This window comes from Pseudomonas sp. HR1, from assembly GCF_030175875.1.
In the GTDB taxonomy this organism is placed as follows: Bacteria; Pseudomonadota; Gammaproteobacteria; order Pseudomonadales; family Pseudomonadaceae; genus Chryseomonas; species Chryseomonas oryzihabitans.
This window is the reverse complement of the sequence record NZ_JASNRF010000003.1, coordinates 65,998-92,334: the sequence shown is the minus strand read 5'-3', so window position 1 is coordinate 92,334 and position 26,337 is coordinate 65,998. Positions and strand designations below refer to the sequence as shown.

Genomic DNA, 26,337 nt, shown 5'->3' with positions numbered 1-26,337 from the left:
GCCCGGATGGGCCTGGAGAAAGCTTAAGCTGCGCCCGCCGCTCGCGCTCGATTATCGCGCGTTCATTCAGCCGGGATTAAGAGACGCCGGTCCGCTTTCCTTCCGCTCGCCCAGGTAGTCCCGCAGCCGCGCCTGCAGATGGGGCACGCCCTGGGGATGGGCGAGAAAGTCGACGATACTCATCAACTGCCAGTGCTGGCCTTCGTCACCGAAGCGGATGGCGGCGATCTCGGCGGGATGCAACTGCCCGGCGAACAGCCAGCTGGGCAGATAGCCCGGCTGACGCGGTGGATAGCAACGTCCCCAGGTCAGCCGCGCCTCATCCAGCACCAGGCCGAATTCCTCTTCCAGCTCGCGCAGGGCGCAGCGCTCGGGCGTTTCGTCGTCTTCGCGCCCGCCGCCCGGCAGGTCCCAGAGAGCCGGCCAGGGGATGTCGGGCTTGTCATCGCGCTGATAGACCAGGATCTGCTCGGCGCAGAGCAGCGCCAGCTTGGCGCCGTTGAAGGCATGGCGGGACATGCGGAGGCCTCCGGTGGCGATGGGGGAGACCGCCAGGCCTCCCCGTCTGGACTCAGTAACCCAGCTGCTTGAGCAGGGCCGCGGGTGCCTGCTTGGCCGGACGCTCATAGAACTTCAGCAATTCGGCGGCGCGATTGCTGAAGAAGCCATCCACCCCACGCGGCGCGAGACGGGCGTAGTCCACCGCCGAGTCCACCGTATAGGCATGCACCAGCAGACCCCGCTCGTGGGCGACGTCGTTCATCCAGGGCTTCACCAGGTCCGCATAGCTCTGGTCGCCGCCCTCCTCAAGGGCCGCCGAGGGGCCGATGCCGATGGCGCCATGGGCCTTGGCCCACTCGATCCAGGCGGTGAAATCGCCCTCGGAGCGCACCTGCTGCTTGGCATAGTAGGCCGCCTTGCTGGCCTCGCCCGATTCGGCGTAGGTGGGCCCGGGCTTGGCCGGGATGTAGTCGTCACCCAGCCACAGCAGCAGGATCTTCGGCGTGTCGGGCATCTCCTTCTGCAGGAGCTCCAGGCTGCCTTTCTCGAAGGTCTGCAGGATCACCCGCCCGGGCATGGCGGCGACGCCGGTGGCGCCGGCCTTGGGCTTGCCGAGCCAACCGCGCTGGGTCAGCTTGGCCTTGAGGTCGCGCTCGATGCCGGGAAACAGCTTGGGCTGCTTGGTCTCGATGTACAGCCCGGGCTTGTTGCGACCGCCTTCGGCGATGTCGATGACCTCGTCGAGGGTGAGGATCCTGAGTCCGGCGAACTTTGGCCGGGCACGGTCGGGATGGGCCTGATTGAACCAGCTGCCGGCGTCCAGCGACTTGAGTTCGGCCAGGGTGAACTGGCTGACCGGCGCCTTGGCGCGCTCGGGGAAACGCTTGGCGACGTCGGTGGTGCGCTCCAGGGTGTCGTCGTGCAGGGCGATGAGCTGGCCGTCCTTGGTGCGCTGCAGGTCGAGTTCCAGGTAGTCGGCGCCCAGCTCCCGCGCCACCAGGTAGGCCGGGGCGGTGGATTCGGGGGCGTCGAAGGAGGCGCCGCGATGGGCGATCACCGCCGGCCAGGGAATGCCGGCCTGCCGGGCCAGGGTCTGGCCGACATCGGCTTCGGTGGCCAGCGCCAGCTGGCTGACCAGCAGGGTGCCGGGAATGAGGGTACGGATCAGGGTGCGCAGAGCAGTTATTGTCATGGGTTCCTCGGGTGGTCCGACGATCGGAGCTAGGATGCAGCTTGCACCCCGGATGCGACAGTACGCAGACCCCCAGCGTAGCGGACGTTATCCAGGTCGCAATTTCCGGTACTCTGCCGCCCGCTTCGCCCGACGAGATCACCATGGCCGCATCGCCCACGCCCTTCGATCCCACCCGCTGCCCGCTGTGCGGCCAGGCCAACAGCTGCGTCCTGGCGGCCGGTGGCGAGCTCCGCGACTGCTGGTGCCTGCAGACACCGATGGATCGCGCCGCCCTGGAACGCCTGCCCGCGGAAGAGCGCGATCGACGCTGCCTCTGCCCAGCCTGCGCGGCCGGCGTCGCCGGCGAGTCTCGCTGATGCGCCTGGACCGCTGGCTGGGCAACCGACCCGAGCTGGGACGGCAGCTCGCCCGGCGCCTGCTCGCGGAAGGCCGGGTAAGGGTCAACGGCGCCACCACCCTGCAGGCCGCGCAGGAGGTGTTCGCCTTCGATCGCATCGAGGCCGACGAGCGCCTGCTGCAGGACGGTCCCGGCGGCCGCTACCTGATGCTGCACAAGCCGCGCGGCTGCGTGAGCGCTACCGTCGACGCCCGCCATGCCACGGTGCTGGACTGTCTCGCCCCGGACCAGCGTGCCGATCTGCACCTGGCCGGACGGCTGGACTTCAACACCACCGGCCTGCTGCTGCTCACCAACGACGGCCAGTGGTCGCGCGGCCTGAGTCATCCGCGCCACAAGCAGACCAAGCGCTACCAGGTCACCACCGCCGAGGTCATCCCCCAGCACCTGGTCGCGGCCTTTGCCGAGGGCCTCTACTTCGCCTACGAAGACCTCACCACCCAACCGGCGCGGCTGGAGCTGCTGGACGAGCACACCGCCTACCTGACCCTGGTCGAAGGTCGCTATCACCAGGTCAAGCGCATGTTCGGCCGCTTCGGCATCGAGGTCATCGCCCTGCACCGCGATCGCATCGGCAGCCTGGAACTGGATCCGGCGCTGGCCGAGGGCGCCTGTCGTCCACTCACGCCCGCAGAGGTGGCGCTGCTACGTCCGGCGGATTAGGGGAACAGGAGCGGCGGGGCACCGGTCGGGATGCAGACACGTACCCCTGGAGACCTCTCATGCGTATCGATATCCCCTCCCTCGGATTCGGCGGTGCCCCGCTGGGCAACATGTTCCGCGAGGTAGGCGACGCCGAGGCCCGGGCGACCCTCGAAGCCGCCTGGGACGCGGGCATCCGCCTCTATGACACCTCGCCCCACTATGGCGCCGGGCTGTCGGAGCGACGTTTCGCCGAGGTGCTGGCCGACAAGCCGCGCGACGATTTCGTCCTCTGCAGCAAGGTCGGCCGCCTGCTGGAACCGGCCGATCAGCCGGAAAACGCGCCGCCGTTCGTCAATGAATTGCCCTTCAAGCGGGTGCTCGACTATTCCGCCGACGGCGCCCGCCGCTCCATCGAGGCCAGCCTGGAACGCCTAAAGACCGACCGCCTCGACCTGGTCTGGATCCACGACCTGTCCGAGGACCAGCACGGCCCGGCCTGGCGCGACTACTTCGCCCAGGCCATGCAAGGTGCGGCCAAGGCCCTTACCGAGATGCGCGAAGAGGGCCTGATCATGGGCTGGGGCCTGGGCGTCAACCTGGTGGAGCCCTGCCGCCTGGCACTGGAGCAGAGCGATCCCGACGCCTTCCTGCTGGCCGGTCGCTATTCCCTGCTGGACCACCGCGAAGCCCTGGACACCCTCTTTCCCGAATGCGAACGCCGCGGCGTGGGCATCGTGGTGGGTGGGCCCTACAACTCCGGTCTGCTGGCGGGCGGCAAGCACTACAACTATGCCGAAGCCGAGCCGGCACTGCTCCGCAAGGTCGAGTTGATCGAGGGCGTCTGCCAGGATCACGGGGTGGACATCCGCGCCGCGGCCCTGCAGTTCTGCCTGGCCCATCCCACGGTGGCCGCCACCATTCCCGGCAGCAGCACCCCGGAGCGGGCCCGACAGAACGCCGAGCTGCTGCGGGCGCCCATCCCCGCCGCCTTCTGGCGCAACCTGCGCGAGATCGGCGTGCTGCCGGAGGACGCCCCGACACCCGCGTGAGTGAAAAGGGCGGCTGTGCTAGGCTCGCCGCCCCTTTTCCACCCTGCCTGCCCTCATGACCTCGCCCCGCCGCCCCTTGCCTGGCCGCCCCGCGCCCCTGCATCCCCGCAATCGCCACCAGGGCAGCTACGACTTTCCCGCCCTGATGCGCGCGAACCCAGCGCTCAGGCCCTTCGTGGCGCCGACGCCGCGGGGCAACCTGTCCATCGATTTCACCGATCCCCAGGCGGTCCGGGCGCTCAACCGGGCCCTGCTGGCGCTGCATCACGACGTGCGCGACTGGGACATTCCCGCCGATTTTCTCTGCCCACCGATTCCCGGCCGGGCGGATTACCTGCACCACCTGGCCGACCTGCTGGCCGAGGGCAATGGCGGCCGGACTCCCCGGGGCGCGACGACCCGCTTGCTGGACGTGGGTACGGGCGCCAATGGCGTCTATCCGCTGATCGGCTTCAAGGAGTATGGCTGGCACTTCGTTGGTAGCGACATCGCCCCGGCGGCGCTGGATGCCTTCGGACGCACCCTGGCGGCCAATCCGGATTGCGCCGCCGCCATCGAGTTGCGTCTGCAGCCGGAGCCTCAGGCGATCTTTGCCGGCATCCTGCAACCCGGCGAGCGCTATGCCGCCACCCTGTGCAATCCGCCCTTCCACGCCAGCCCCGACGATGCCGTCCGCGGCAGCCAGCGCAAGTGGAAGAATCTGGGCAAGACCACCGGCAAGCAGGTACCCCTGCTTAATTTCGGCGGCCAGGCGGCCGAACTCTGGTGTCCCGGCGGCGAGGCGGCCTTCATCGACCGGATGATCCGCGAGAGCCGTGCCTGCGCACGCCAAGTCGGCTGGTTCACCTGCCTGGTATCCAAGGCCAGCAACCTGCCGCCGTTGCAGGTGGCGTTGCGCCGCGAGCAGGCTGGCGAGGTCCGCGTCGTCGCCATGGCCCAGGGCCAGAAGCAGAGCCGCTTTCTTGCCTGGCGCTTCGCCTGACCGACCGCCCCGCACTTGAACAACGACCCTTCGGCGGCTTTCTGACCGGTTTCGTCGGTGCTGCCGGCTGCCTGCGCGGCCGCGCCTGGAGCCGCTCCGGTGCGCTCGACGACCCATCTGGCGGGACTTTGACCGGGGTCACACGAGATTAGACCAAAGGCTAATAGGCAAAGCCAATGAATTGAAGGCTAGGCAGCCCTACCCCTTCCCATTAAAATGTCCGGCAACAAAAACGCCACGCGCATGCAGCCGCGCCCGAGACCTCGTCTCCGGCCAGCCGCTGCCAAGGCCGTGCATCGCGTTTTTGCTCCGACTCCTCCGGTGACTCATGAGAGAGGGGCGGTGGAGGGACAAGAACCTGCCCTTGCGTGTTTCCGGCTGCATTCTGCCTCGCCCACTGCACATCCACCCATGTGCCATGGTGCCGCACCGCACCGAAACTCGATAAGCAGACCCAGCTTCTATCGAACGAGAGACCACATGCTGAAGAAAATGACTGGCGCGCTGCTCGGCGTCGCCATCGCCTCCGCCCTGGGCACCGCACAGGCCGAAGACACCAAGAAGGTCGACGTCCTGCTGATCGGCGGCGGCATCATGAGCTCCACCCTGGGCATCTGGCTGAACGAGCTGGAGCCGAACTGGACCATGGAAATGGTCGAGCGCCTGGACAAGGTCGCCGACGAGAGCTCCAACGGCTGGAACAACGCCGGTACCGGCCACTCCGCCCTGGCCGAGCTGAACTACACCCCGGAAGACAAGGACGGCAAGGTCACCATTTCCAAGGCCATCGAGATCAACGAAGCCTTCCAGATCTCCCGTCAATTCTGGTCCTGGCAGGTCAAGAACGGCGTCCTCAAGGATCCGAAGAGCTTCATCAACAGCACCCCGCACATGAGCTTCGTCTGGGGTGACGAGAACATCGCCTTCCTGAAGAAGCGCTACGAGGCGCTCAAGGCCAGCCCGCTGTTCTCCGGCATGCAGTACTCCGAGGATCCCGTGCAGATCAAGCAGTGGGTTCCGCTGATGATGGAAGGCCGCGATCCCAAGCAGAAGATCGCCGCCACCTGGAGTCCGCTGGGCACCGACGTCAACTTCGGCGAGATCACCCGCCAGTTCGCCGCCAACCTGCAGTCCAAGCCGAACTTCAAGCTGAATCTGTCCAGCGAAGTCGAGAACATCACCCGCAATGCCGATGGCAGCTGGCGCGTGGAGTACAAGAATCTCAAGGACGGCAAGAAGACCGAGACCGACGCCAAGTTCGTCTTCATCGGTGCCGGCGGCGGTGCCCTGCACCTGCTGCAGAAGTCGGGCATCCCCGAAGCCAACGACTACGCCGGCTTCCCGGTGGGCGGCTCCTTCCTGGTCACCGACAATCCCGAGATCGCCCAGCAGCACCTGGCCAAGGCCTACGGCAAGGCTTCGGTGGGCGCACCGCCGATGTCGGTTCCGCACCTGGACACCCGCATGCTCGATGGCAAGCGCGTGATCCTGTTCGGGCCCTTCGCCACCTTCTCCACCAAGTTCCTCAAGCAGGGTTCCTACCTGGACCTGCTGACCAGCACCAACACCCACAACGCCTGGCCGATGGTCCGCGTGGGCGTGGCCGAGTACCCGCTGGTGGAATACCTCGCCGGTCAGCTGATGCTGTCGGATGACGACCGCATGGCCGCCCTGCGCGAGTACTTCCCCAACGCCAAGAAGGAAGACTGGCGCCTGTGGCAGGCCGGTCAGCGCGTGCAGATCATCAAGCGCGACGCCGACAAGGGTGGCGTGCTGAAGCTGGGCACCGAGATCGTCGCCGCCAAGGACGGCAGCATCGCCGGCCTGCTGGGCGCCTCCCCGGGTGCCTCGACCGCCGCCCCCATCATGCTGAGCGTGCTGGAGAAGGTGTTCAAGGACAAGGTCGCGACCCCGGAGTGGCAAGCCAAGCTGCACCAGATCGTGCCCAGCTACGGCACCAAGCTGAACAGCGACCCCGCGCGCGTGCAGCAGGAGTGGAACTACACCGCCGAAGTCCTGCAACTGGCCACCCCGCCGGTCGCTACCGGCACCGAGAACGCCAAGGCCACCGCCAGCGCTCCGCGTGTCGAAAAGGCCGCCAACGACATGGCACTGTAAGTCGCTGCCAGGCCCGCTGCGTACGCAGCGGGCTTACCGCGAAGACCAAAGGCCCCACCCGGATCCGGCGTGGGGCTTTTTTTCGCCCGCGTCCGGCCCGGGCTAGAGCCCCTGCCGCGGCCGGAGCCCTGTGACGAAAACCGCAACGGCGTGAATTTTTTCCCGCCAGACAGGCACTAAAACTGCAGCGATACGCCGAGGCCGCTCTTTGCACGCCACAATGGTGATCTATCCTCGAGCCTTAACCGTTACCTGAATCTGGAGACACGATGACGGCACATCCCGCCCCGGGCATCCTGCATACCCGAGAAGGCCAGCGCCTGGCTGATACCGACGCCGCCGCCTGGCGACAGTGGGGACCCTACCTGAGCGAGCGCCAGTGGGCCACGGTCCGTGAAGACTACAGCGCCGACGGCGACGCCTGGCGCTACTTTCCCCACGACCATGCGCGCAGCCGCGCCTATCGCTGGGGCGAAGATGGCCTGGCCGGTTTCTGCGACAAGGCCCAGCAATGGTGCCTGGGCATCGCCCTCTGGAACGAGCGCGACCCCTTCCTCAAGGAACGGCTGTTCGGCCTGACCAACGCCGAGGGCAACCATGGCGAGGACGTCAAGGAGCTGTACTTCTACCTGGACGGGGTGCCGAGCCACGCCTACCAGAAGATGCTCTACAAGTACCCCCACGCCGCCTTTCCCTATGCCCAGCTCACCGAGGAAAACGCCCGGCGCGGGCTGAACGATCGCGAATTCGAGATCCTCGACACCGGCGTCTTCGCCGAGGACCGCTATTTCGACGTCACCGTCGAATATGCCAAGCACACCCCCGACGACATCCTCATGCGGGTCACCGTGGAAAATCGCGGGACCGAGCGCGCCAGCCTGCGGGTGCTGCCGCAGATCTGGTCACGCAACACCTGGGCCTGGACCGGTACCCCGCCGCGCTCCATGCTCAGCCTGGAAGGCGACCAGGTCCGCGCCAGCTATTTCGACCGGCCCGACCTGGTGGTCAGCGCCTGGGGCCCGCGCGAGGCCGAGTGGCTGTTCTGCAACAACGAAACCAACCTGCCCCGCCTGACCGGTGAAGCTGCCGAGGGCCCCTTCAAGGACGGCATCAACGACTACGTGGTGCGCGGCGCCCGCGAGGCGATCCGCCGCGACTTCGGCAGCAAGGCGGCCGCCCATTTCGCCGTGGAGCTGGAGGGTGGCGCCAAGACCGTGGTCTACCTGCGCCTGGCGCCCACCAATGCGCTGTCGGTGGATGCCGATGCGATCTTTGCCGAGCGCATCGCCGAAGCCGACGCCTTCTATGCCGCCCTGCAGGAAAAGATCGCCGATCCCGATGCCCGCCTGGTACAGCGCCAGGCCCTGGCCGGCCTGCTCTGGTCCAAGCAGCTCTACTATTTCGAGGTCAATCGCTGGCTCGATGGCGATCCGGCCCAGCCGACGCCGCCGGCGCAGCGCCAGCGCATCCGCAACGGCCACTGGCGGCACCTGCTCAATTTCGACATCGTCTCCATGCCGGACAAATGGGAGTACCCCTGGTATGCCTCCTGGGACCTGGCCTTCCAGGCGGTGGCCTATGCCCTGATCGATCCCGGCTTCGCCAAGCAGCAGTTGCTGCTGCTGGTGAAGGACAGATTCATGCACCCCAATGGCCAGCTGCCGGCCTACGAGTGGAATTTCGAGGACGCCAATCCGCCGGTGCATGCCTGGGCCACCTGGCACGTCTACCTGCAGGAAAAGTCCCTGACCGGGGTGGGCGACCGGGTCTTTCTCGAGCGCGTCTTCCACAAGCTCCTGCTGAATTTCTCCTGGTGGATCAACCGCAAGGACACCGAGGGTCGCAACATCTTCCAGGGCGGCTTCCTCGGCCTGGACAACATCGCCCTCTTCGATCGCTCGGCACCCCTGCCGGAGGGCTATCACCTGGACCAGGCCGACGGCACCGCCTGGATGGCCGCCTATGCCCTGGACCTGATGCGCATCGCCCTGGAGCTGGCCAAGGAAAATCCGGTGTACGTCGATCTGGGGGTCAAGTTCTTCGAGCACTTCCTGCACATCGCCGGCGCCATCAACCACAGCGACGACCGCGAAGACGGCCTCTGGGACGAACAGGACGAATTCTTCTATGACGTCCTGCACAAGGCGGATGGCAGCGCCGAGCCGCTGCGCCTGAGGTCCATCGTCGGCCTCATCCCGCTGTTCGCGGTGCAGGTGCTGGAACAGCGCGAGCACGAGGGCCTTCCCGGCCTCGGCGGACGGCTGCGCGGCTTCCTGCGCCAGCGTCCGGATCTCGCCCGGCTGGTCTCGCGCTGGACCGAGCCCGGCCAGGGCAACAGATTCCTGCTCTCGCTGCTGCGCGGCCATCGCACCAAGCTGCTGCTCAAGCGCATGCTGGATGACAACGAATTCCTTTCCGAATACGGCATCCGCTCGCTGTCCAAGGCCCACGAACAGCAACCCTTCGAGATGCGCCAGGCCGACGGCAATCTGCTCAGCGCCCGCTACCAGCCGGCGGAATCGGATTCGCGCCTGTACGGCGGCAATTCCAACTGGCGCGGACCGCTGTGGATGCCGATCAACTACATGCTCATCGAGTCGCTGCACGAATTCCACCGCTACTACGCCGACAGCTTCTCGGTGGAATATCCCAGCGGTTCGGGCTACCTGGCCAATCTGGAAGAGGTCGCCGACGGCCTCAGCCAGCGCCTGACCCGGCTGTTCCTCAAGGACGCCGATGGCAAGCGCCCGAGCATGGTCGACTATCCGCAATTGCAGAACGATCCGCGCAGTCGCGACCTGGTGCTGTTCCACGAGTATTTCCACGGTGAAAACGGCCGCGGACTCGGGGCTTCCCACCAGACCGGCTGGAGCGCCCTGGTGGCACTGCTGCTGCAACCCCGGCGCTAGCCGAGCACGCCGGGGTGCCGGTCCCGACCGGCACCACGGCGGACTGTGGCAAGGCTGCAGTTTTCCTCGGCCACCCCGGGTACTATGCTCTAGCCAGACATCCCGCCTTCGCGAGCCCGCATGACTGCCCCCGATGACGCCCAGCGTCTCCACGCCCTGAGCGAGTTGCAGATTCTCGATAGCGGCGTCGAAGCCGCCTACCAGGACATCGTCGTCCTGGCCTGCCAGCTGACCCGGGCGCCGGTGGCCTTCATCACCCTCGCCGATCGACACCGTCTCTGGTTCAAGGCCTGTCAGGGCCTGACGCTAGCCGAGGTGCCGGTCGACGCCTCCCTCTGCCACCTGGCGATCCGTACCCCGCGTGAGCCCTTCCTGGTGGAAGACCTGCAAGGCGACCCACGCGTCGCCCATCTCCGGTCCGCTCCCGGGCTGGAAGGGATGCGCGCCTACCTGGGCATCCCCCTGCTCGACCGGCACGGGGTCGCCCTGGGCACCCTCTGCGTGATGGACGACCGGGTTCGGCGTTTCGAGACGGCTCAGGTCGACAACCTGCAACGGCTGGCCCGACAGGTCATCATCCTGCTGCAACAGCGCGATACCCTGCGCCAGCTGGAAGAGCTGGACATCAACTTTTCCGCCTTCATGAACAACGGGCCCTTCATCGCCTACATCAAGGACCGCGACTGGCGCTACCGCTATGTCAACGAGCCGTTCCTGCAGCAGCTTGAATTGACCCGCGACGAGGTCATCGGCCAGGACGACTTCACCATCTGGCCAGAGGCGGCGCCCCGTTTTCGCCAGGTCGACGAGCAGGTGATGAACGAACTCAAGCCGAGCCGCCTCGTCGAGCGCATGACCGCCCTCGATGGCCGCCGCCTCTTCTGGCAGTCCTACAAGTTTCCCCTGGTCACCCGCCAGGGCATCGCCCTGGCGGGCCTGTCGGTGGACGTCACCGAGCACATCGAGCAACAGCACATGCTGGAGGCCTCGCAGCGCCAGTTGCTGGGCATGATGCAGGCCGCCGAGCAGCGCAGCGTCACCGATGCCCTGACCGGCCTGTTCAATCGACGCGCCTTCGACCTGCGCCTGGCGGAGCACCTGCTGCGCGCCGAGGAGCAGCGCACGCCGCTGTCCATGCTGTTGATCGACGTGGATCACTTCAAGGCCTACAACGACGCCTATGGTCACCAGGCGGGTGATAGCGCCTTGCAGGCCGTCGGCCAGCTGCTGCTGCAGAGCTGTCGCGACAACGACGCCTGCTTCCGCTACGGCGGCGAGGAATTCGCCATCCTGCTGCCGGGTGCCGATCTCACCGCGGCCCACCTGGTGGCCGAGCGCTGCCGCGCCGCCGTCGCCAACCACGCCTGGTCACGACGTCCCATCACCCTGAGCGTCGGCCTGGCCACCCACAGGGCCGGGATGGATGCCTACACCCTCACCGAAGGCGCCGACCGGGCGCTCTATGCAGCCAAGGGCGCCGGCCGCAACCGCATCGCCGCGGAACCCGGACCCGAAGCCCCTGCCAATCCGGAATGACGCCCAAAACAAAAAACCCGCCGAAGCGGGTTCTTTGTTGCGACCATCCCAACATCCTGTCAGGCGCCATCCTGGCCTGGTCTTCGTCCGTGACCTCAGGGCTGCGCATCCTGCGCGGCTGATGGGTGTAGATTACGCAGCCCCCGCAGGTGGCAACATGGCCAGGTGACACCACTGCGTGTAAGCCTTTTGCCATACCCCGCCCGGTCCGCCCGCCAACCCTGAATCGCGCCCAACAAAAAACCCGCCGAAGCGGGTTCTTTGTTGCGACCATCCCAACATCCTGTCAGGCGCCATCCTGGCCTGGTCTTCGTCCGTGACCTCAGAGCTGCGCATCCTGCGCGGCTGATGGGTGTAGATTACGCAGCCCCCGCAGGTGGCAACATGGCCAGGTGACACCAGTCGGTGTAAGCCTTTTGCCATAGCCTGGGGAACATGGCGACCGCCGCCTCGACTAATGCTGACCCCCGCCGAAGATCCGCCATGGCCCTCTCGACCTCCTTCGCTATCGTGCAACAGCAGATGCGCCGCGCTGCCGGCCTGGTCTGGAGTACCTCTCCCGCGCTGATGATCGGCCTGATCCTGGCGACCCTCGTCGCCGGCCTGCTGCCGGCGCTGGCCGCCTGGCTGGGGCAGCGCATCGTCGATGCCGTGGTGGCGGCCATGCGGCTGCATGCCGACCAGGGCCAGGCACCGCTGTGGCCGGTACTGAAGTTCGTGCTGGCCGAAGCCGGGGTACTGGCGGCCCTGGCGGGCGCCCAGCGGCTGCTGTCGGTGCAGCAATCGCTGCTGCGGGTACGTCTGGGGCAGACGGTGAATCTGCTGATCCTGGAAAAGGCCCAGACCCTGTCGCTGGCGCAATTCGAGGACGCCGACTTCTACGACAAGCTGGTGCGGGCCCGGCGCGAGGCCTCCATCCGGCCCCTGGCGCTGGTGACCAAGTCCCTGACCCTGTTGCAGAACCTCATTTCCCTGATCAGCTTCGCCGTGTTGCTGGTGCATTTCTCGCCTTGGGCGCTGCTGTTGCTGGTGGTGGGCGCCCTACCGGTGTTCCTGGCCGAGGCGCGCTTTTCCGGCGATGCCTTTCGCCTGTTCAGCCGGCGTGCGCCCGAGACCCGCCGCCAGACCTATCTGGAGACGCTGCTTTCCCACGAGGCCTACATCAAGGAGGTCAAGCTGTTCGGCCTGGCGCCGCTGCTGCTGGAGCGCTATCGCACCACCTTCGCCAAGCTCTACGCCGAGGACCGCCGCCTGACGCTGAGACGTGACGGCTGGGGTTTCGTCTTTGGCCTGCTGGGCACCCTCGCCTTCTATGCCGCCTATGCCTGGGTGGTGCTCGATACCGTGCGCGGCCGCCTGAGCCTGGGCCAGATGACCCTCTACCTCACCCTGTTCCGCCAGGGCCAGGGCGCGGTCAGCGCCAGCCTGACCGCCCTGGGCGGCCTCTACGAGGACAGCCTCTACCTGAGCAATCTCTATGACTACCTGGGCCAGCCGACCAGCGCCGAAGGCGGCAGCCTCACGGCGGGCAGCCAGCCTGGCGACGGCCTGAGATTCGAAGGGGTTGGCTTCACCTATCCGGGCGCGCCCGCGCCAACGCTCAAGGACATCGGCTTTCACCTGGCGCCGGGCCAGAGCCTGGCGCTGGTGGGGGCCAACGGTTCGGGCAAGACCACCCTGATCAAGTTGCTGACCCGCCTGCACAACCCGACCCAGGGCCGTATCCTGCTCGATGGCAGCGATCTGCAGGAGTGGCAGCCGGCGGCCCTGCACAGGCGCATCGGCGTCATCTTCCAGGACTTCATCCGCTACCAGCTCACCGCCGGTGAAAACCTGGGCGTCGGCGACACCCAGGCCTTCAATGACGAGGCGCGCTGGCGCAAGGCGGCCGAGCAGGGGCTGGCCGACGAGGTCATCGCCGGTCTGCGCGAGGGCTACGAGACCCAGCTCGGACGCTGGTTCATGGGCGGCCAGGAACTGTCTGGCGGGCAGTGGCAGAAGATCGCCCTGTCGCGCGCCTACATGCGCGAGGACGCCGACATCCTGGTGCTGGACGAACCCACCGCCGCGCTGGACGCCGCGGCCGAGGCGGTGATCTTCGAGCGCTTTCGCGCCCAGGCGCAGCAACGCATGACCCTGCTGATCTCCCATCGCTTCTCCAGCGTGCGCAACGCCGACCAGATCCTGGTGCTGGAAGATGGGGAGATCCGCGAGCGGGGCGATCACGAGGGGTTGCTGGCCAGCGGTGGTCGCTATGCCCAGCTGTTCGATCTGCAGGCCAGAGGCTATCGCTGATCGCCGGTGGCGAACTTCGCGCCAGGGGGTCTGCCCAACGTTTGACAACCACTCGCGGAGGCCGCATGAACGATCAGATCAAGGAAAACCCCGACGACCTGGACATCGATCCGGACATCGCGCCCGATCCCGAGGAGCCCGTGGGCGAAGATCCGGATGACAAGCCGGTCGAGGAGCGCCTGCCGCAGAAGAATCCGCGCAATCCGGAGTACAGCTGATGAACGCCATCCTGCCGCTGCCCGAGGATGAAGACCCGGAAGGGCTGCATCCGGCGGAGTTGCCGGCCGACGAGGACGATGCGCCGCCGGTGGATCCGCTGTGAAATCTGGCGTCAGTATTCGGATGGATCTGGCGTAGGGTTTGCCCTCACCCCGGCCCTCTCCCGGAGGGAGAGGGGAAAGAGCCGACCGTAGGTTGGGTTGAGCGCAGCGAAGCCCAACGGGTGAGTCATCACGTCCAGATTGTTGGGCTTCGACGATGGAGTTGTCTCAGCCCAATCTACGGATTTCACGCCATGAAAAAGGTCCGCCGTAGCGGACCTTTTCTTTTGCCCTATTTCGCGCCGGGTTGCGGTTTGTAGAGTTCGAGCAGCTTGAGCGTGACGCCATTGGTCCAGCCGAAGCCGTCCTGCAACTCGTATTCACCGCCGCCACCGCCCTGGCCGCCGGTGAGATCGTATTTCTCCACCAGCTTCTGCTCCCGGGCGTAGAGGTTCTGCACCTGGGTCAGGAAGCGGGTGCCAATGTCGGCAGCCAGCTTGTCCTGCTGGTAGCGGCGCAGGCCGTCCACGGCCACCCACTGCAGCGGTGCCCAGCCATTGGGTTCGTCCCACTGCTGGCCGGTCTTGACCGTGGTGGTGGCGATGCCGCCCGGACGCAGCAGCTGGTTGGCCACGGTCGCCGCGGTCTGGTCGGCACTGCTCTGGCTGGCGGCGCCCACGAACAGCGGGAACAGGGTGGCGGCGGAGAGCTTGTCGGTGCGGCGCTTGGCCTGCCAGTCGAAGTCGGTGTAGTAACCGGCGGGATTCCACAGGTAGCGGTCGATGGCCTGCTGACGGGTCTTGGCCTTCTGGCTGTAGGCCTGGACGCAACTGGCCTCGCCGGTCTTCTCGCAGGCCTTGGCGATGGTCTGCTCCAGGTGATAGAGCAGGCTGTTGAGGTCAACCGGCGCGATGGCGGTGGTGCGGATGGTCGCCAGGGTCTTGCCGTCGCCCAGCCAGCGCGAGGAGAAGTCCCAACCGCTCTCGGCGCCGGCGCGCAGGTCGCGATAGACCTCGCCGGCCGGTCGGCCCTTGGCCTGGGCGGCGGTGGCCAGGTCTTCCATGTAGGACTCCTGACGCGGGGTGTCGCGGGCATCCCAGTAGCGATTGAGCAGGGTGCCATCGGCCAGTCTGACCACATGGGCATTGGCCTGGCCCGGTTGCAGGCCTTCGGCGCCGGCCATCCAGTAGGCGTATTCCTTCTGCAGCTGCGGTAGGTAGCGACGATAGGCGGAGTCGCCTTCCAGGCTGGCCTGCAGGTCGACCATGTAGGCGAAGAACGGCGGTTGCGAGCGACTCAGGTAGTAGCTGCGGTTGCCGTTGGGGATGTGACCGTAGACGTCGATCTCATGGGCGAAGTTGTCCACCATGTCGCGGACCAGGTCGGTGCGCCCGTCCTTGGCCAGCCCCAGCATGGTGAAGTAGGAATCCCAGTAGTAGACCTCACGGAAGCGGCCACCCGGCACCACATAGGGCTTGGGCAGCGGCAGCAGGCTGCTGTAGGCCGGCACCTCTTCGTAATGGCGGGTCAGCACCGGCCAGAGGTCCTTGACGTGGGTGGGCAGGTCGGCCCCCGCCTTGGGCGGGGCGGCCTTGATCGGATCGGATTCTTCGAAGTTGGCGCTGACGAAGGCCTTGAGGTCGAAGCCCGGCTTGTCGCGCTGGGCCAGGTAGTCCTGGCGGATGTCGGCTGGATTGCGCTTGGGCAGGGCATCGACGAATTGCTTCTGGTCGCTGAACAGCTTGCCCTGCTGCACCGCGGCGAACAGCTCGGGATAGGCCTGGTCCGGCGGCACGGCGCGGGCGTTGCTGGCGTCGCGCCAACTCCAGGTCGGGGTTTCCGGCTTGCTGCCCTCATGGGCGCAGGCGGCGAGAAAGGCGATGGACAGGGACAGGACGAGCATCCGCGCGGGTGGCGCAGGTGGCAGGCGTTTCATGAAGCGCTCCTTTTCTTGTCGACACGACAGCAGCCGCAACGGAGGTTGCGACTCGAAAGGATCGACCCTGGCGCGCCGCGACAGTTCGCCGCGACCGGCTCAGCCGCCCGGACGCAGACGCCTCACGCAGCGCGCCAGCTCTTCCAGGCCGAAGGGTTTGCCGATAAGTTCGACGCCCTCTTCCGCCAGCTCCGGCAGGGACGCCGGATCCGCCTGGCCGGACAGATAGAGCACCGGCAGTCCGGGCGTGGTGGCTCGCGCCTGCTCGGCCAGTTGCCGGCCGTCCAGCCCGGCGAGACCGAGACTGGTCACCAGCAGGTCGATGCGCAGGGTGCCGGAGGCGATGAGCGCGACAGCGGTGGCGCTGTCGGCCACCGCCAACGGCGTGTAGCCCAGTTCCGCCAACACCTCGCCGATGATGACGCGGACTTCGCGCTCTTCTTCGACGATCAGCGCGCAGTCGCCGGAGACTTCCGGCAGCACCGGGCCCTCGGCGTCGTTGGGCGCGCTTTCCGGCGCCGGCCGGGCCAGCAGCCGCGGCAGATAGAGGCTGATGCAGGTGCCCTCGCCCACCACCGAGTGGATCTCCACCTGGCCACCGGACTGGCGGACGAAACCGTAGATCATCGACAGCCCGAGTCCGGTGCCGCGCCCGCTGGGTTTGGTGGTGAAGAAGGGTTCGCAGGCGCGCTTGAGGGTATCGGCGTCCATGCCGGTGCCGGTATCGCAGACCTGGATGCGGACGAAATCGCCGTCCACCGTCTCGATCGGCAGACCGATGCTCAGGGGTCCGCTGACATTGTCCACCCGGATGCTCAGGTTGCCGCCCTCGGGCATGGCGTCGCGGGCGTTGATGGCCAGGTTGAGGATGGCGTTTTCCAGCTGGTGCGGATCGCAGTGCAGCAGCCAGAGGTCGGTGTCGAGCTGGACGTCCTTGCGGATCTTCTTGCCCAGGCTGTGGCGCAGCAATTCGTGCATGCCCTGCACCAGCTGGCCGGCATCCACCGGGCGGGGTTCGAGCACCTGGCGGCGGGCGAAGGCCAGCAGCCGCTGGGTCAGGGCCGCGGCGTTCTCCGCCGAGCGGGTGGCGGTGTCCAGGTAGCGTTCCAGCTCCTGGATACGGCCCTGTTGCACCCGGCGGCGCATCAGGTCGAGGGAGCCGACGATGCCGGTCAGCAGGTTGTTGAAGTCGTGGGCGATGCCGCCGGTGAGTTGGCCGATGGCTTCCATCTTCTGCGCCTGGCGCAACTCTTCTTCCAGGGCCACCAGTTCCTGGCTGCGCACCTCGATGCGCTCTTCGAGGTTGCGATTGAGTTCGTCCAGCGCCTCGCGGGTGTGGACGGCTTCGCTGACGTCGCGGGAAATGGAGAGGAATTTCAGCGGGCTGCCGTCATCGCCGAGGATCGGCGTGACCACCACGTCCCACCAGCGCCGGGTGCCCTTGGCGGTGGGCGCGAGTCCGGTGAAGCGGCCGATGCCACCCTGCCGCGCCGCCTCGATGGCGGCGGTCACCTCATGGCGCTGCTCCTCGGGCCAGAGTTCGGCCCAGAGGCGGCCCTGGAAGGGAATGAAGTCGTCGATCTCCATGACCATGAGACCGCCCGGATTCATGTACTCCAGGCGCCCTTCCAGATCGATCAGCTTGATGCAGTCGACGCTGCAGACCATCACGCTGCGCTTGAAGGCCTCGCCCTGCCAGAGTTCGGCTTCATGGCGACGCTGCGCGGTGACGTCCAGCAGTACGCCGCCGGCCTCGCGCCGCTGGAACTGCAGGCAGCGCAGCTGGCCATCGGCGCCCTGGCGCCAGGCCTCCCAGACCTGCCCCGGGGCGGGCAGCAGGCCCTCGGGTGGCGCGCTGCGGCTCTGCAGATCGCTCAGCAACTCGGCGGGCGCGAGCCCCCGGGCCAGTACCTCGGCGTCCCGTTCCAGCATGGCCGCGCAGGCAGCATCCGCGCGCCATCTGGCGCGGCTGGGATCGTATTCGAACAGGCCGACGGCAAGGAACTGGGACATGGTGGTTAGTGGCCGGTAGGAGAAGGAGATGTCATAACGCCAGCAGACGAGGCGAACCCGTCTACGTTAACAGTTTCGACGTTTCGCTTCGCGCTGGGCTTCGACCACTGCACCGGAAAAATTACTCACTCGGTAGCGTTTTTCTCCACCGCATAGCGCCGCTCCAGGCCGCTATGGCCAAGGCCGACGCCCTTGCGCACCTTGAGCTGCACCGGGATGCGCTCCTTGAGGGCCTCCACGTGGCTGATGATGCCGATGGTCTTGCCACTTGCATTGAGCTGGTCGAGGGCATCCAGGGCGACCTCCAGGGTCTCGCCATCCAGGGTGCCGAAGCCTTCGTCGAGAAACAGCGAATCGATGCCGGTGCGCTGGCTGACCAGATCCGACAGGGCCAGCGCCAGGGCCAGGCTCACCAGGAAGCTCTCGCCGCCGGAAAGGGTGCGGATGTCGCGCAGGGCATCGGCCTGCCAGGTGTCGAGGATCTGCAACTCCAGTTCGGCGGCCTGGCGCCGGAAGAGTCGATAGCGACCGTGCAGGCGCATCAGCTGACCATTGGCCAGGTGCACCAGGTGATCCAGAGTCAAGCCCTGGGCGAACTTGCGGAACTTGGCGCCATCCGCCGAGCCGATCAGGCCGTTGAGATGCTGCCAGAGATCATGATCGCGCTCCTGGGCGGCGATCTCGCCGAGCAGCGCCTGCAGGCCGTCCCGCCGCCGTTCGTCTTCGCGCAGGGCGGCATTGACCTCGCCCTGGCGCTGACCCAGGGCGCGCAATTCGGCGCCGGCGGCGGCCAGTTCGGCATCCAGCTCGGCGGCGCTGCGCTCGGTGAGCGGCTCGGCAGCCAGGGCGGCGTGCCGCTCCCGCGCGGCCCCTGCCAGGGCGCGGGCTTCGGTCAGGGCGGTCTCGAGGCGGGTGCGCTCCGCGGTCAGGGCGCTGTGCTGGTGGTCGTCCAGTTGCGCGGCGCGCCAGGCTTCGGCGTCGGCGAAGGCACTGGCGGCCAGGGCGGCCTGCCAGCGCTCGCCGGCTTCGCGGGCCAGTTGCACCTCACCCGCCAGCCGCTCGTGCAGCGCCTGGTGCGTGCCCTGCAGCGCCGCACCCTGCTCGCGGCAGTCTTCCCAGGTCGCGGTCGCCTCGGCGAGCACGGCCGTAGCGGCCTCCGGCGCTACCGGGGCGGGGGTGACCTCGCCGGCGCGCTGGCGCCAGGTCGCGACCAGCGGGGCCAGGATGGCCAGGCGCTGGGCGAGCTCCTTGTGCAGCTGCTGCAAGGCCTGAGCGCGCTGGCTGTCGGCCTGCCAGAGCCGCCACTCCTGGTCGCGCTGGGCCAGCCATTCGCCGGCACGACCGGGGACCTCATGGCCCCAGCCAGCCAGTTCCTCGCCCAGCTGCCGCTCGGCCCTGGCCTGTTGTACCTGGGCCTGACGCAGCTCTTCGGCACCTTCGGCCAGCGCCTGGCGCGCCCGCTCCCAGGCGGCCTCGGCCAGCGCCAGGCGCTGTTCGGCATCGGCCTGCTGACGCGCCAGGCGCTGGGCTTCGTTGCGCCCCTCCTCGCCCTGCTGACGCAGGCCATCGAGGGTGGCGAGCACCTGCTGGATGCGCGCCAGTTCCTGATCCTGCCGGCGGCGCAATTCGGCGATGGCACCGGGCGCCTCGGGATCGGCGCCCAGGGCCGTGCAACGCTGGCGCCAGAGTTCGCCCAACTGGTCCAGCTGCTGACTGGCCTCGGCCTGCTGCTCGTAGGCCTGATCGAGTTGCGCCTTGAGCGCCGCCAGGGCTTCGCTGAGGTCCTTGCCTTCCTGGGTCAGGCGCTCCAGCTCGGCCTTGGCGTCCTGAAGGGCGGTCTGGGTGGCGGAGACGTCCAGGGCGGCATAGTCGGCCACCGCGGGGTGTTCGCGGGAGCCGCACAGCGGACAGGGTTCGTCGGGCTGCAACTCGGCGCGCTGGGCTTCCAGGCTGCGGATGACCCTTTCCTGTTCGAGCAGCTTTTCGCGCTCGCGCACCTGCTGGGCGACTTCACGATAGCGTCCACGCAGGGCCTCCAGGCGCACCTGATGCTCGCCATGCTGGCGCTGGCGTTCACCCTGGCTGCGCGCCAGGCGCTCCAGCTGGGCCTGCAGCTGACGCCGACGCTCGACCAGTTGGTCCAGCTGGTCCACCTCGTTGACCCGTCCCAGCGCCGCCTGCCAGAGGGCGCGCCAGGCCTTTTCGTCGCGGCCGTCCAGTGCGGCCTGCCAGCGTTCGTTCTGGGCCTGCTCCGCCGTCTGGGCCTGGGCGGCCTGCGCCTGCGCACGGGTCAGCGCCCCCTGCTGGGCCTCGCGTTCCTCGGCCAGCAGCTGCAGCTGACGGGTCTGTTCTTCCTGGCGGCGCGTCAGGCGCGCCAGGGCCTCGGCTCTTTCGTCGCGCAGGGCCAGCTGGCTGCGCCAGTCGCCCAGGCGCTCGCCGAGTTCGGCATGGCGGGTCCGCTCGGCCAGACTCTGCTCCAGGCGCTGTTGTTCATCCAGCGCCTGCGCCTGCTCCGCCTCGGCCTGGCGCAGCTGTTCGCCACTGGCGCCCAGGGCCTGGGCCAGGGCGGCGTCGCGGCGGCTGGCCAGGGTCTGGATCCGCTGGTCGAGCTGGGCCAGTTCGTCCCGGCTGCGCTGTTCACGCGCCGCGGCCTCACGCCAGGCCTGTTCGATGGGCAGCAGCCGCGCCGCCGGCTCGGCCGCGGCCAGCCGTTGGCGCTGCGGCTCGGCGGCGTCCCAGGCCTGCTGCGCCGCAGCCAGCCGGGTGGCGGCCTGCTGCTCGCCCGCCGTCGCCTGCTCCAGGGCGCTCAGCCACTGGCGCTGGACCTGCAAGGTCTTGAGGTCCGCGCCCAGGCGTTCTTCGCGCTGCGCCAGGCCGGTGCCTTCGGCGGCCAGTGCCTGGCGGCTTTCGTCATCCAGCACCTCGACCCCGGCGACGCGTTGGCGCAGGCCCTCCAGCACGCCCTTGGCCTCGCGCGCGCGTTCGAACACCCGTTGGGAGATCTGCCCGTACACCGCGGTCCCGGTCAGCTCTTCCAGCAATTCGGCGCGCTGGCTGGCGCTGGCTTCCAGGAAGGCGGCGAAGCCCCCCTGGGCCAAGAGCATGGAACGGGTGAAGCGCTCGAAGTCGAGGCCGGTGAGTTCTTCGGTGAGTCTGAGCTTGTCGCCGGTCTTTTCGGCGAGGATGCTGCCGTCGAGCCTGGCCAGTTCCACCTTGGGCGGCTGCAGGGCGCCATCGGCGCGGTCGCGGGCGCGTCTCTGGCTCCAGAAGGCCCGATAGCGCTCGCCACGCACGGCGAATTCCACCTCGGCGAGGCAGTCGCCGGTGTGACGGGTCATGAGTTCGTTGCTCTCTCCGCCCACCTTGCTCATGCGCGGCGTGCGGTGATAGAGCGCCAGGCAGATGGCGTCCAGCAAGGTGGTCTTGCCCGCCCCGGTCGGCCCGGTGATGGCGAACAGGCCGCTACTGGCGAAGGGTTCGGCGGTGAAGTCGATCTTCCACTCACCCTTGAGGGAATTGAGGTTCTTCAGGCGCAGGGTGAGGATCTTCATCGGGCTTTTCCAGGACGACTCGGCGAACCGCCGATTCTGGCATTGTTGGGCGCGCTCGCCCATGCCAACCGACCACTCGACCTGTGGTCGTGCCCACCGCTGAACTTGCTCCGGCCTCTGCTCTCAACTGCAAGGTATCGCTCTGCAACCACGTATCCCAGGAGGATTCGTCGTGCGCTCGCCCCTGTCTCCCTTAGATTTTCTCGGCATGCCCCTGCTGGTCGGCCTGGGCACCCTGGCGCTGGTCAGCTGCAGTGGCGGCCACAAGGTCGCGGCGCTGTGGCAGCCGCTGGCGACCTGGCTGGTCTAGGTGCTGAAAGCCCGGTGAGCCCTTAGATCACCGGGCGACCCCTCACGGCATGAATACCGCCCTCATGCAGTTCTTGTCCTTGGACTTGAACAGCTCGTAGCCATAGGGCGACTCTTCCAGGCTCATCGGATGGGTGAGCAGATAGGACGGATCCAGTTCACCCTTCTGGATGTGTTCGAACAGCCGCTCCACATAGCGCTGGCCCGGTTGCTGGCCCGATCTCAGGGTCAGGGCCTTGTTGACGATGGCGCCCATGGGGAATTTGTCGATCACCCCGCCATAGACCCCGATCACCGAGACCGTGCCACCCTTGCGACAGGCGCGGATGGCCTGGCGCAACGCCGAGCCGCGCTCGGTGTGCAGGCGCAGCAGCTGCTTGGTCTTGTCGTAGGCGTAGTCGACCTGGGTGCCATGGGCCTCCATGCCGACGCAGTCGATGCAGCGATCCGGACCGCGGCCACCGGTCAGCTCCAGCAGCGCCTCATGGATGTTGGTGGTCTCGTAGTCGAGGACGATGGCGCCGGCTTTCTCGGCCGCCAGTTGCAGGCGATCGCTGAAGCGGTCGATGGCGATGACCCGTTCGGCGCCCAGCAGGTAGGCGCTGCGAATGGCCATCTGCCCAACCCCGCCGCAGCCCCAGACCGCCACGGTGTCGCCGGGCTGGATGTCGGCGATGTCGGCGGCGTAGTAGCCGGTGGGCACGGCGTCGGAGACGAACACCGCCTGGGCGTCGCTGACCCCGTCGGGCACCTTGAACAGATTGACGTCGGCATAGGGCACCCGCACATAGGTGGCATGGCTGCCGGCATAGCCACCGAAGGCGTGGCTGTAGCCGAAGATGCCGGTGCAGGGCTGCCCATAGGCCAGTTCGGTCAACTCGGGCTTGGGATTGCTGTTGTCGCAGCAGTTGTAGTCTTCGCGCTGGCAGTGCTCGCAGTCACCGCAGCCGAGGATGGAGACCGTCACCACCCGGTCGCCGATGGCCAGGCCCTGATTGCGCAGGCCGCTGCCCAGTTCGACGATCTCGGCGAGGAATTCGTGGCCGATGATGTCGCCCGGCTTCATCGCCGGGACGTAGCCGCCCAGCAGATGCAGGTCCGAGCCGCATACCGAGGACATGATGACGCGCACGATGGCGTCACGCGGGTTGAGGATCTCCGGATCCGGGACGGTTTCCACCTGCAGACGGTTGGGGGCTTGCCAGGTCAGGGCGCGCATCATTCGGTCCTCGCTTGGGTGCCCAGGCCGGCGTCGAGGTCGGCCTGGGGTTCGTCGGCCGGACGGCTCACCGGCGGATGGGGGGGTGCCAGGGGTCGACCGCTGCGGGTGACCTCGGGGGTGGCGATCTCGCCGGTCTCCAGTTGCTGCTTGAGGCGCCGCAGACCCAGGTTGACCGCCTTGCCGGTGAAGCGGCTGATGCCTTCGGTGACCGCATGGCCGAGCAGGCCGGCCGGGGCTTCGCAGGCCAGTACCGCCTGGACCAGGGTGCCGCGGCCCTGGGGCGCGTCGCTGAAGGTCAGGCTGGCCTTGTGCGCCATGACCGTGCCGGGCACGGTGCTCCACAGCAGGAATTCGTTTTCGCGACGCTCGCTCTGCTCCAGGGTCCAGCTCAGGGTGCGCCCCAGGGGACCGGAGGCATGCCAGTGGCTGTCGCCATCGGCGCCTAGTTCGATGCGGTCGACAAAGGGCAGCAGCTCGCGCAGGTGCTGCAGGTCAGAGCAGTAGGCGAACACCTCTTCACGCGGCTTGGCGATGGTGACGCTGCGCTGGATGGCGGTGGGATTGCGCCAGCCCCAGCGCTCGGCCAAGGCCTGCTCGAAGGGCGAAGGCTGCAAGGCGGCCTTGAGTTCGCACCGCTGTCGGACCCCGCGGCTGAGCGCCATGGCCCCCAGGGCCAGCTTCACGCAGCCGGTCAGACCACCGCGGCGCAGACCGCCAAGGATCAGCAGGCCGCCGCCCAGCAGGGACACCAGGCGTTCGGTGCCCTGGACATTGGGTACCTGGTTGTCGGTGCGCTCATGGCGCGTGGCAGCGAGGGGTTGCGATAGGTCGTGCATGGGGTCTCCTCCGGTATGGGCTACATAGAGAGGGTGACCCCGGGCAAACGGGCCTTGTTCCGGACGAAAAAGCTGGTCCGATGGAAGCGTTTCGCTGCGATCAGGCCGGCAACTCGCCGAGAACCTCGCGGTAAAGGCCTTCCAGACGACTGCGCAGCTCGTCATCCAGGGTCTCGGCGGCCAGGCGCTGGCTGAAGACGTCCAGCGGACTGAGCTCCTCCAAGGTCTCGCGCGGATTGCCCTGCAAGGTAGGCGCTACCAGGCTGCGCGCACGCCTTACCCGCAGCACCTCCAGCGGCAGGTCGGCCACCAGTGCCGAGATACGCGGCTGCAGATCGGCCAGGTAGTCGTCACCGACCACCACCACCTCGGCCCACACCGGGCACGCGGGACTGCCATCGGCCGCTGCCTCGATCAGAGCCGCGCCCAGGGTGTCGAGGCTGCCCTGCACCACGGCCAGGGGCTGGAAACAGGGCACCGCCAGGGGCGTGACCCGCTCCAGGGCACTGCCGAACTCCACCAGCAGGACTTCCTTGTCCCGCTGCTCGTCGAAACTCAGGCACAGCGGCGAGCCGCTGTAGCGCACCTGCTCCAGGCCGCCAACCCGCTGGGGTCGGTGGATATGGCCGAGGGCGATGTAGTCCGCCGGCGGAAAGGCGCTGGTGGGAAAGGCGTCGAGACTGCCGACATAGATCTCCCGCACCGACTCGCTGGCGCTGGCACCCACGGTGGTCAGGTGGCCGGTGGCGATGATCGGCAGCGTCGCGCCCAGTTCCGCGCGGCGCGCCTCGGCCAGGGCGTAGAGCTCGGCGTAGTGGCCCTGGATGGCCTGCTGCAGCGCCTGGCGCTTGTCATCGGCGCTCTGCCCGGCCTGGCTCTGCAGCACGTCACGCGGCCGCACGAAGGGAATGCCGCAGAGCAGCGCGCCGAGCTCGCCGTCGCGACGACGCAATTCCAGCAGCTGATCGGCCGGCGTCGCGCTGACGCAGGGGATCACCCGGGTGTCCAGGCAGGCGAGCAATTCGCGGGACTCGGCCAGCACCGCGGCGGAATCATGGTTGCCGCCGAGCACCACCAGGCTGGCGCCGGTAGCACGCAGGGCGACGATGAAGCCGTTGTACAGCTCGCGGGCGTAGCTCGGCGGCGTGGCGGTGTCGAAGATGTCTCCCGCCACCAGCACCACGTCCACCTCCTGCTCCGCCACCTGGTCGACCAGCCAGGCGAGAAAGGCGCGATGCTCGGCCTCGCGGGTGCGCCCGAGGAAATGCTGCCCCAGGTGCCAGTCGGAGGTGTGCAGCAGGCGCAGGCCGCTGGCGGGCGAAGCCTTGCGGGCGCGCCTGGGCTTGGGTTTTTCCTCGGGGGCGGCGGGCAGATCGAACAGCGGGAGGTTTTCCATGGGTATCGGCGGTCAGCGCGGCAAAGGGCGCAGTATCCTCTCCGGGGCGCCGGAGGGAAACCGTCCCGCGCCCCGACCGGACCGGCGTGCCCAGTGCCTGAAGCCTAGTACCGCGGCTCTAGACGCTGACCGGAGGCGGCATCGAACAGGTGCAGGTGCTCCTGCGGCACGCGCAGCTGCAGGACGTGGCCCGGCGCCGGCCGCTGCTGATGCGGCAGGCGCACCACCAGCCCCTGCTCGCCCCAGCGCCCATGGGCCAGGTTGTCGGCGCCGAGGATCTCCAGGGTGCGGACCACCAGCGGCAGCCCCTGCTCGGGGTCGCTGCAGGGTTGCAGGTGCTCGGGCCGGATGCCGAGGCAGACCGGGCGTCCGGCCAGGTGGCGATAGCCCGGCCCGAGGGGCAGCCGCAGACCGCCCGGCATGTCGCAGTGACTGCCCGCGGCGTCGACCTGGCCGTCCAGCAGATTCATTGCCGGACTGCCGATGAAGCTGGCGACGAAGCGCGTCGCCGGGCGTTCGTAGACCTCCACCGGAGTGCCGAGCTGTTCGACCACCCCTGCCTGCATCACCACCACCCGCTGGGCCAGGGTCATGGCCTCCACCTGGTCGTGGGTGACATAGAGGCTGGTGGTCGCGAGTCGCTGGTGCAGCTGCTGCAACTCCAGGCGCATCTGCACCCGCAGCTTGGCGTCCAGGTTGGACAGCGGCTCGTCGAACAAAAACACCGCCGGATCGCGCACCAGGGCGCGGCCCATGGCCACCCGTTGGCGCTGGCCGCCGGACAGCTCTCGCGGCCGCCGTTCGAGCAGGCCATCCAGTTCCAGGATGCGCGCCGCCTCCTTGACCCGGGTGGCGATCTCGGCGCGGCCGAGACCGGCGATCTTGAGGCCCCAGGCCAGATTCTCGGCCACGCTCATGTGCGGATAGAGCGCATAGTTCTGGAACACCATGGCGATGCCGCGCGCCTTGGGTTCCAGCGCGGTGACGTCCCGCCCGCCGATGTGGATGCTGCCGGCGCTGACCCGCTCCAGCCCGGCCACCAGCCGCAGCAGGGTGGACTTGCCACAGCCCGAAGGGCCCACCAGCACGATGAATTCGCCATCCGCCACCTGAAGATCAAGCGGCTGGATGACCTGGGTCTTGCCGTTCCAGCGCTTGGAGACGGCTCTGAGTTCGAGGTTTGCCAT

General features: G+C 67.8%; 19 protein-coding genes. 10 read left to right on the top strand and 9 right to left on the bottom strand.

Annotated features, from left to right (window positions below):
- Positions 1-66: 66 nt before the first annotated feature.
- The gene (locus QKY98_RS11875; protein WP_007163044.1) at positions 67-519 is read right to left on the bottom strand and encodes an NUDIX hydrolase; all 453 of its coding nucleotides are present in this window, start codon (positions 517-519) and stop codon (positions 67-69) included.
- Between the two features lie 52 nt (positions 520-571).
- The gene (locus QKY98_RS11870) at positions 572-1,693 is read right to left on the bottom strand and encodes a glycerophosphodiester phosphodiesterase (protein ID WP_007163045.1); all 1,122 of its coding nucleotides are present in this window, start codon (positions 1,691-1,693) and stop codon (positions 572-574) included.
- Positions 1,694-1,836: 143 nt separating this feature from the next.
- Between QKY98_RS11870 and QKY98_RS11865 the strand changes: the two genes are divergently transcribed.
- From QKY98_RS11865 to QKY98_RS11825, 9 genes are all read left to right on the top strand, one after another.
- Positions 1,837-2,052, top strand: a complete 216-nt coding sequence (locus QKY98_RS11865; RefSeq protein ID WP_144947158.1) for a cysteine-rich CWC family protein — start codon at positions 1,837-1,839, stop codon at positions 2,050-2,052.
- Positions 2,052-2,756 carry a pseudouridine synthase gene (locus QKY98_RS11860; protein WP_267401458.1) on the top strand — a complete coding sequence of 235 codons (705 nt, stop codon included), beginning with the start codon at positions 2,052-2,054 and terminating at the stop codon, positions 2,754-2,756. The genes QKY98_RS11865 and QKY98_RS11860 overlap by 1 nt, the downstream gene beginning before the upstream one ends.
- A gap of 59 nt (positions 2,757-2,815) precedes the next feature.
- Positions 2,816-3,787, top strand: coding sequence for an aldo/keto reductase (locus QKY98_RS11855; RefSeq protein WP_144947165.1), 972 nt, complete (start codon positions 2,816-2,818; stop codon positions 3,785-3,787).
- Between the two features lie 55 nt (positions 3,788-3,842).
- The gene (rlmF, locus tag QKY98_RS11850; RefSeq protein ID WP_284670973.1) at positions 3,843-4,769 is read left to right on the top strand and encodes a 23S rRNA (adenine(1618)-N(6))-methyltransferase RlmF; all 927 of its coding nucleotides are present in this window, start codon (positions 3,843-3,845) and stop codon (positions 4,767-4,769) included.
- A 480-nt stretch (positions 4,770-5,249) separates the two neighbouring features.
- Positions 5,250-6,887: a malate dehydrogenase (quinone) gene (mqo, locus tag QKY98_RS11845; RefSeq protein ID WP_284670972.1), complete on the top strand. Its 1,638-nt coding sequence runs from the start codon at positions 5,250-5,252 to the stop codon at positions 6,885-6,887.
- 269 nt (positions 6,888-7,156) lie between these two features.
- The gene (locus QKY98_RS11840; RefSeq protein ID WP_074584969.1) at positions 7,157-9,796 is read left to right on the top strand and encodes an MGH1-like glycoside hydrolase domain-containing protein; all 2,640 of its coding nucleotides are present in this window, start codon (positions 7,157-7,159) and stop codon (positions 9,794-9,796) included.
- Positions 9,797-9,916: 120 nt separating this feature from the next.
- Positions 9,917-11,332, top strand: coding sequence for a GGDEF domain-containing protein (locus QKY98_RS11835; RefSeq protein WP_284670971.1), 1,416 nt, complete (start codon positions 9,917-9,919; stop codon positions 11,330-11,332).
- Positions 11,333-11,815: 483 nt separating this feature from the next.
- Positions 11,816-13,627 (top strand): ABC transporter ATP-binding protein, encoded by a 1,812-nt coding sequence (locus QKY98_RS11830; protein ID WP_284670970.1) that lies wholly within the window; start codon positions 11,816-11,818, stop codon positions 13,625-13,627.
- A 65-nt stretch (positions 13,628-13,692) separates the two neighbouring features.
- Positions 13,693-13,845, top strand: a complete 153-nt coding sequence (locus QKY98_RS11825) for a hypothetical protein (protein WP_007162537.1) — start codon at positions 13,693-13,695, stop codon at positions 13,843-13,845.
- A 334-nt stretch (positions 13,846-14,179) separates the two neighbouring features.
- Here QKY98_RS11825 and treA read toward each other — a convergent pair whose 3' ends face one another.
- From treA to QKY98_RS11810, 3 genes are all read right to left on the bottom strand, one after another.
- Entirely contained in the window at positions 14,180-15,823 is a 1,644-nt protein-coding gene (gene treA, locus QKY98_RS11820) for an alpha,alpha-trehalase TreA (RefSeq protein WP_284670969.1), read from the bottom strand.
- Between the two features lie 99 nt (positions 15,824-15,922).
- Positions 15,923-17,836, bottom strand: coding sequence for a hybrid sensor histidine kinase/response regulator (locus QKY98_RS11815; protein WP_027601314.1), 1,914 nt, complete (start codon positions 17,834-17,836; stop codon positions 15,923-15,925).
- Positions 17,837-17,961: 125 nt separating this feature from the next.
- On the bottom strand, positions 17,962-21,387 hold the full coding sequence (locus QKY98_RS11810) for an AAA family ATPase (protein ID WP_144947175.1): 3,426 nt from the start codon (positions 21,385-21,387) through the stop codon (positions 17,962-17,964).
- A 172-nt stretch (positions 21,388-21,559) separates the two neighbouring features.
- Here QKY98_RS11810 and QKY98_RS11805 point away from each other — a divergent pair, with 172 nt between their 5' ends.
- The gene (locus QKY98_RS11805; RefSeq protein WP_155951402.1) at positions 21,560-21,697 is read left to right on the top strand and encodes a hypothetical protein; all 138 of its coding nucleotides are present in this window, start codon (positions 21,560-21,562) and stop codon (positions 21,695-21,697) included.
- A 42-nt stretch (positions 21,698-21,739) separates the two neighbouring features.
- Here the strand turns inward: QKY98_RS11805 and QKY98_RS11800 are convergent, their stop codons facing one another.
- From QKY98_RS11800 to QKY98_RS11785, 4 genes are all read right to left on the bottom strand, one after another.
- A complete protein-coding gene (locus QKY98_RS11800) occupies positions 21,740-22,915 on the bottom strand; it encodes a zinc-dependent alcohol dehydrogenase (RefSeq protein ID WP_027599041.1) in 1,176 nt (391 codons plus the stop codon).
- Positions 22,915-23,754 (bottom strand): SRPBCC family protein, encoded by an 840-nt coding sequence (locus tag QKY98_RS11795; RefSeq protein ID WP_284670968.1) that lies wholly within the window; start codon positions 23,752-23,754, stop codon positions 22,915-22,917. The genes QKY98_RS11800 and QKY98_RS11795 overlap by 1 nt, the downstream gene beginning before the upstream one ends.
- A 100-nt stretch (positions 23,755-23,854) precedes the next feature.
- Positions 23,855-25,060 (bottom strand): exonuclease subunit SbcD, encoded by a 1,206-nt coding sequence (sbcD, locus tag QKY98_RS11790; protein ID WP_144947265.1) that lies wholly within the window; start codon positions 25,058-25,060, stop codon positions 23,855-23,857.
- Between the two features lie 194 nt (positions 25,061-25,254).
- Positions 25,255-26,337, bottom strand: a complete 1,083-nt coding sequence (locus QKY98_RS11785) for a sn-glycerol-3-phosphate import ATP-binding protein UgpC (protein ID WP_144947183.1) — start codon at positions 26,335-26,337, stop codon at positions 25,255-25,257.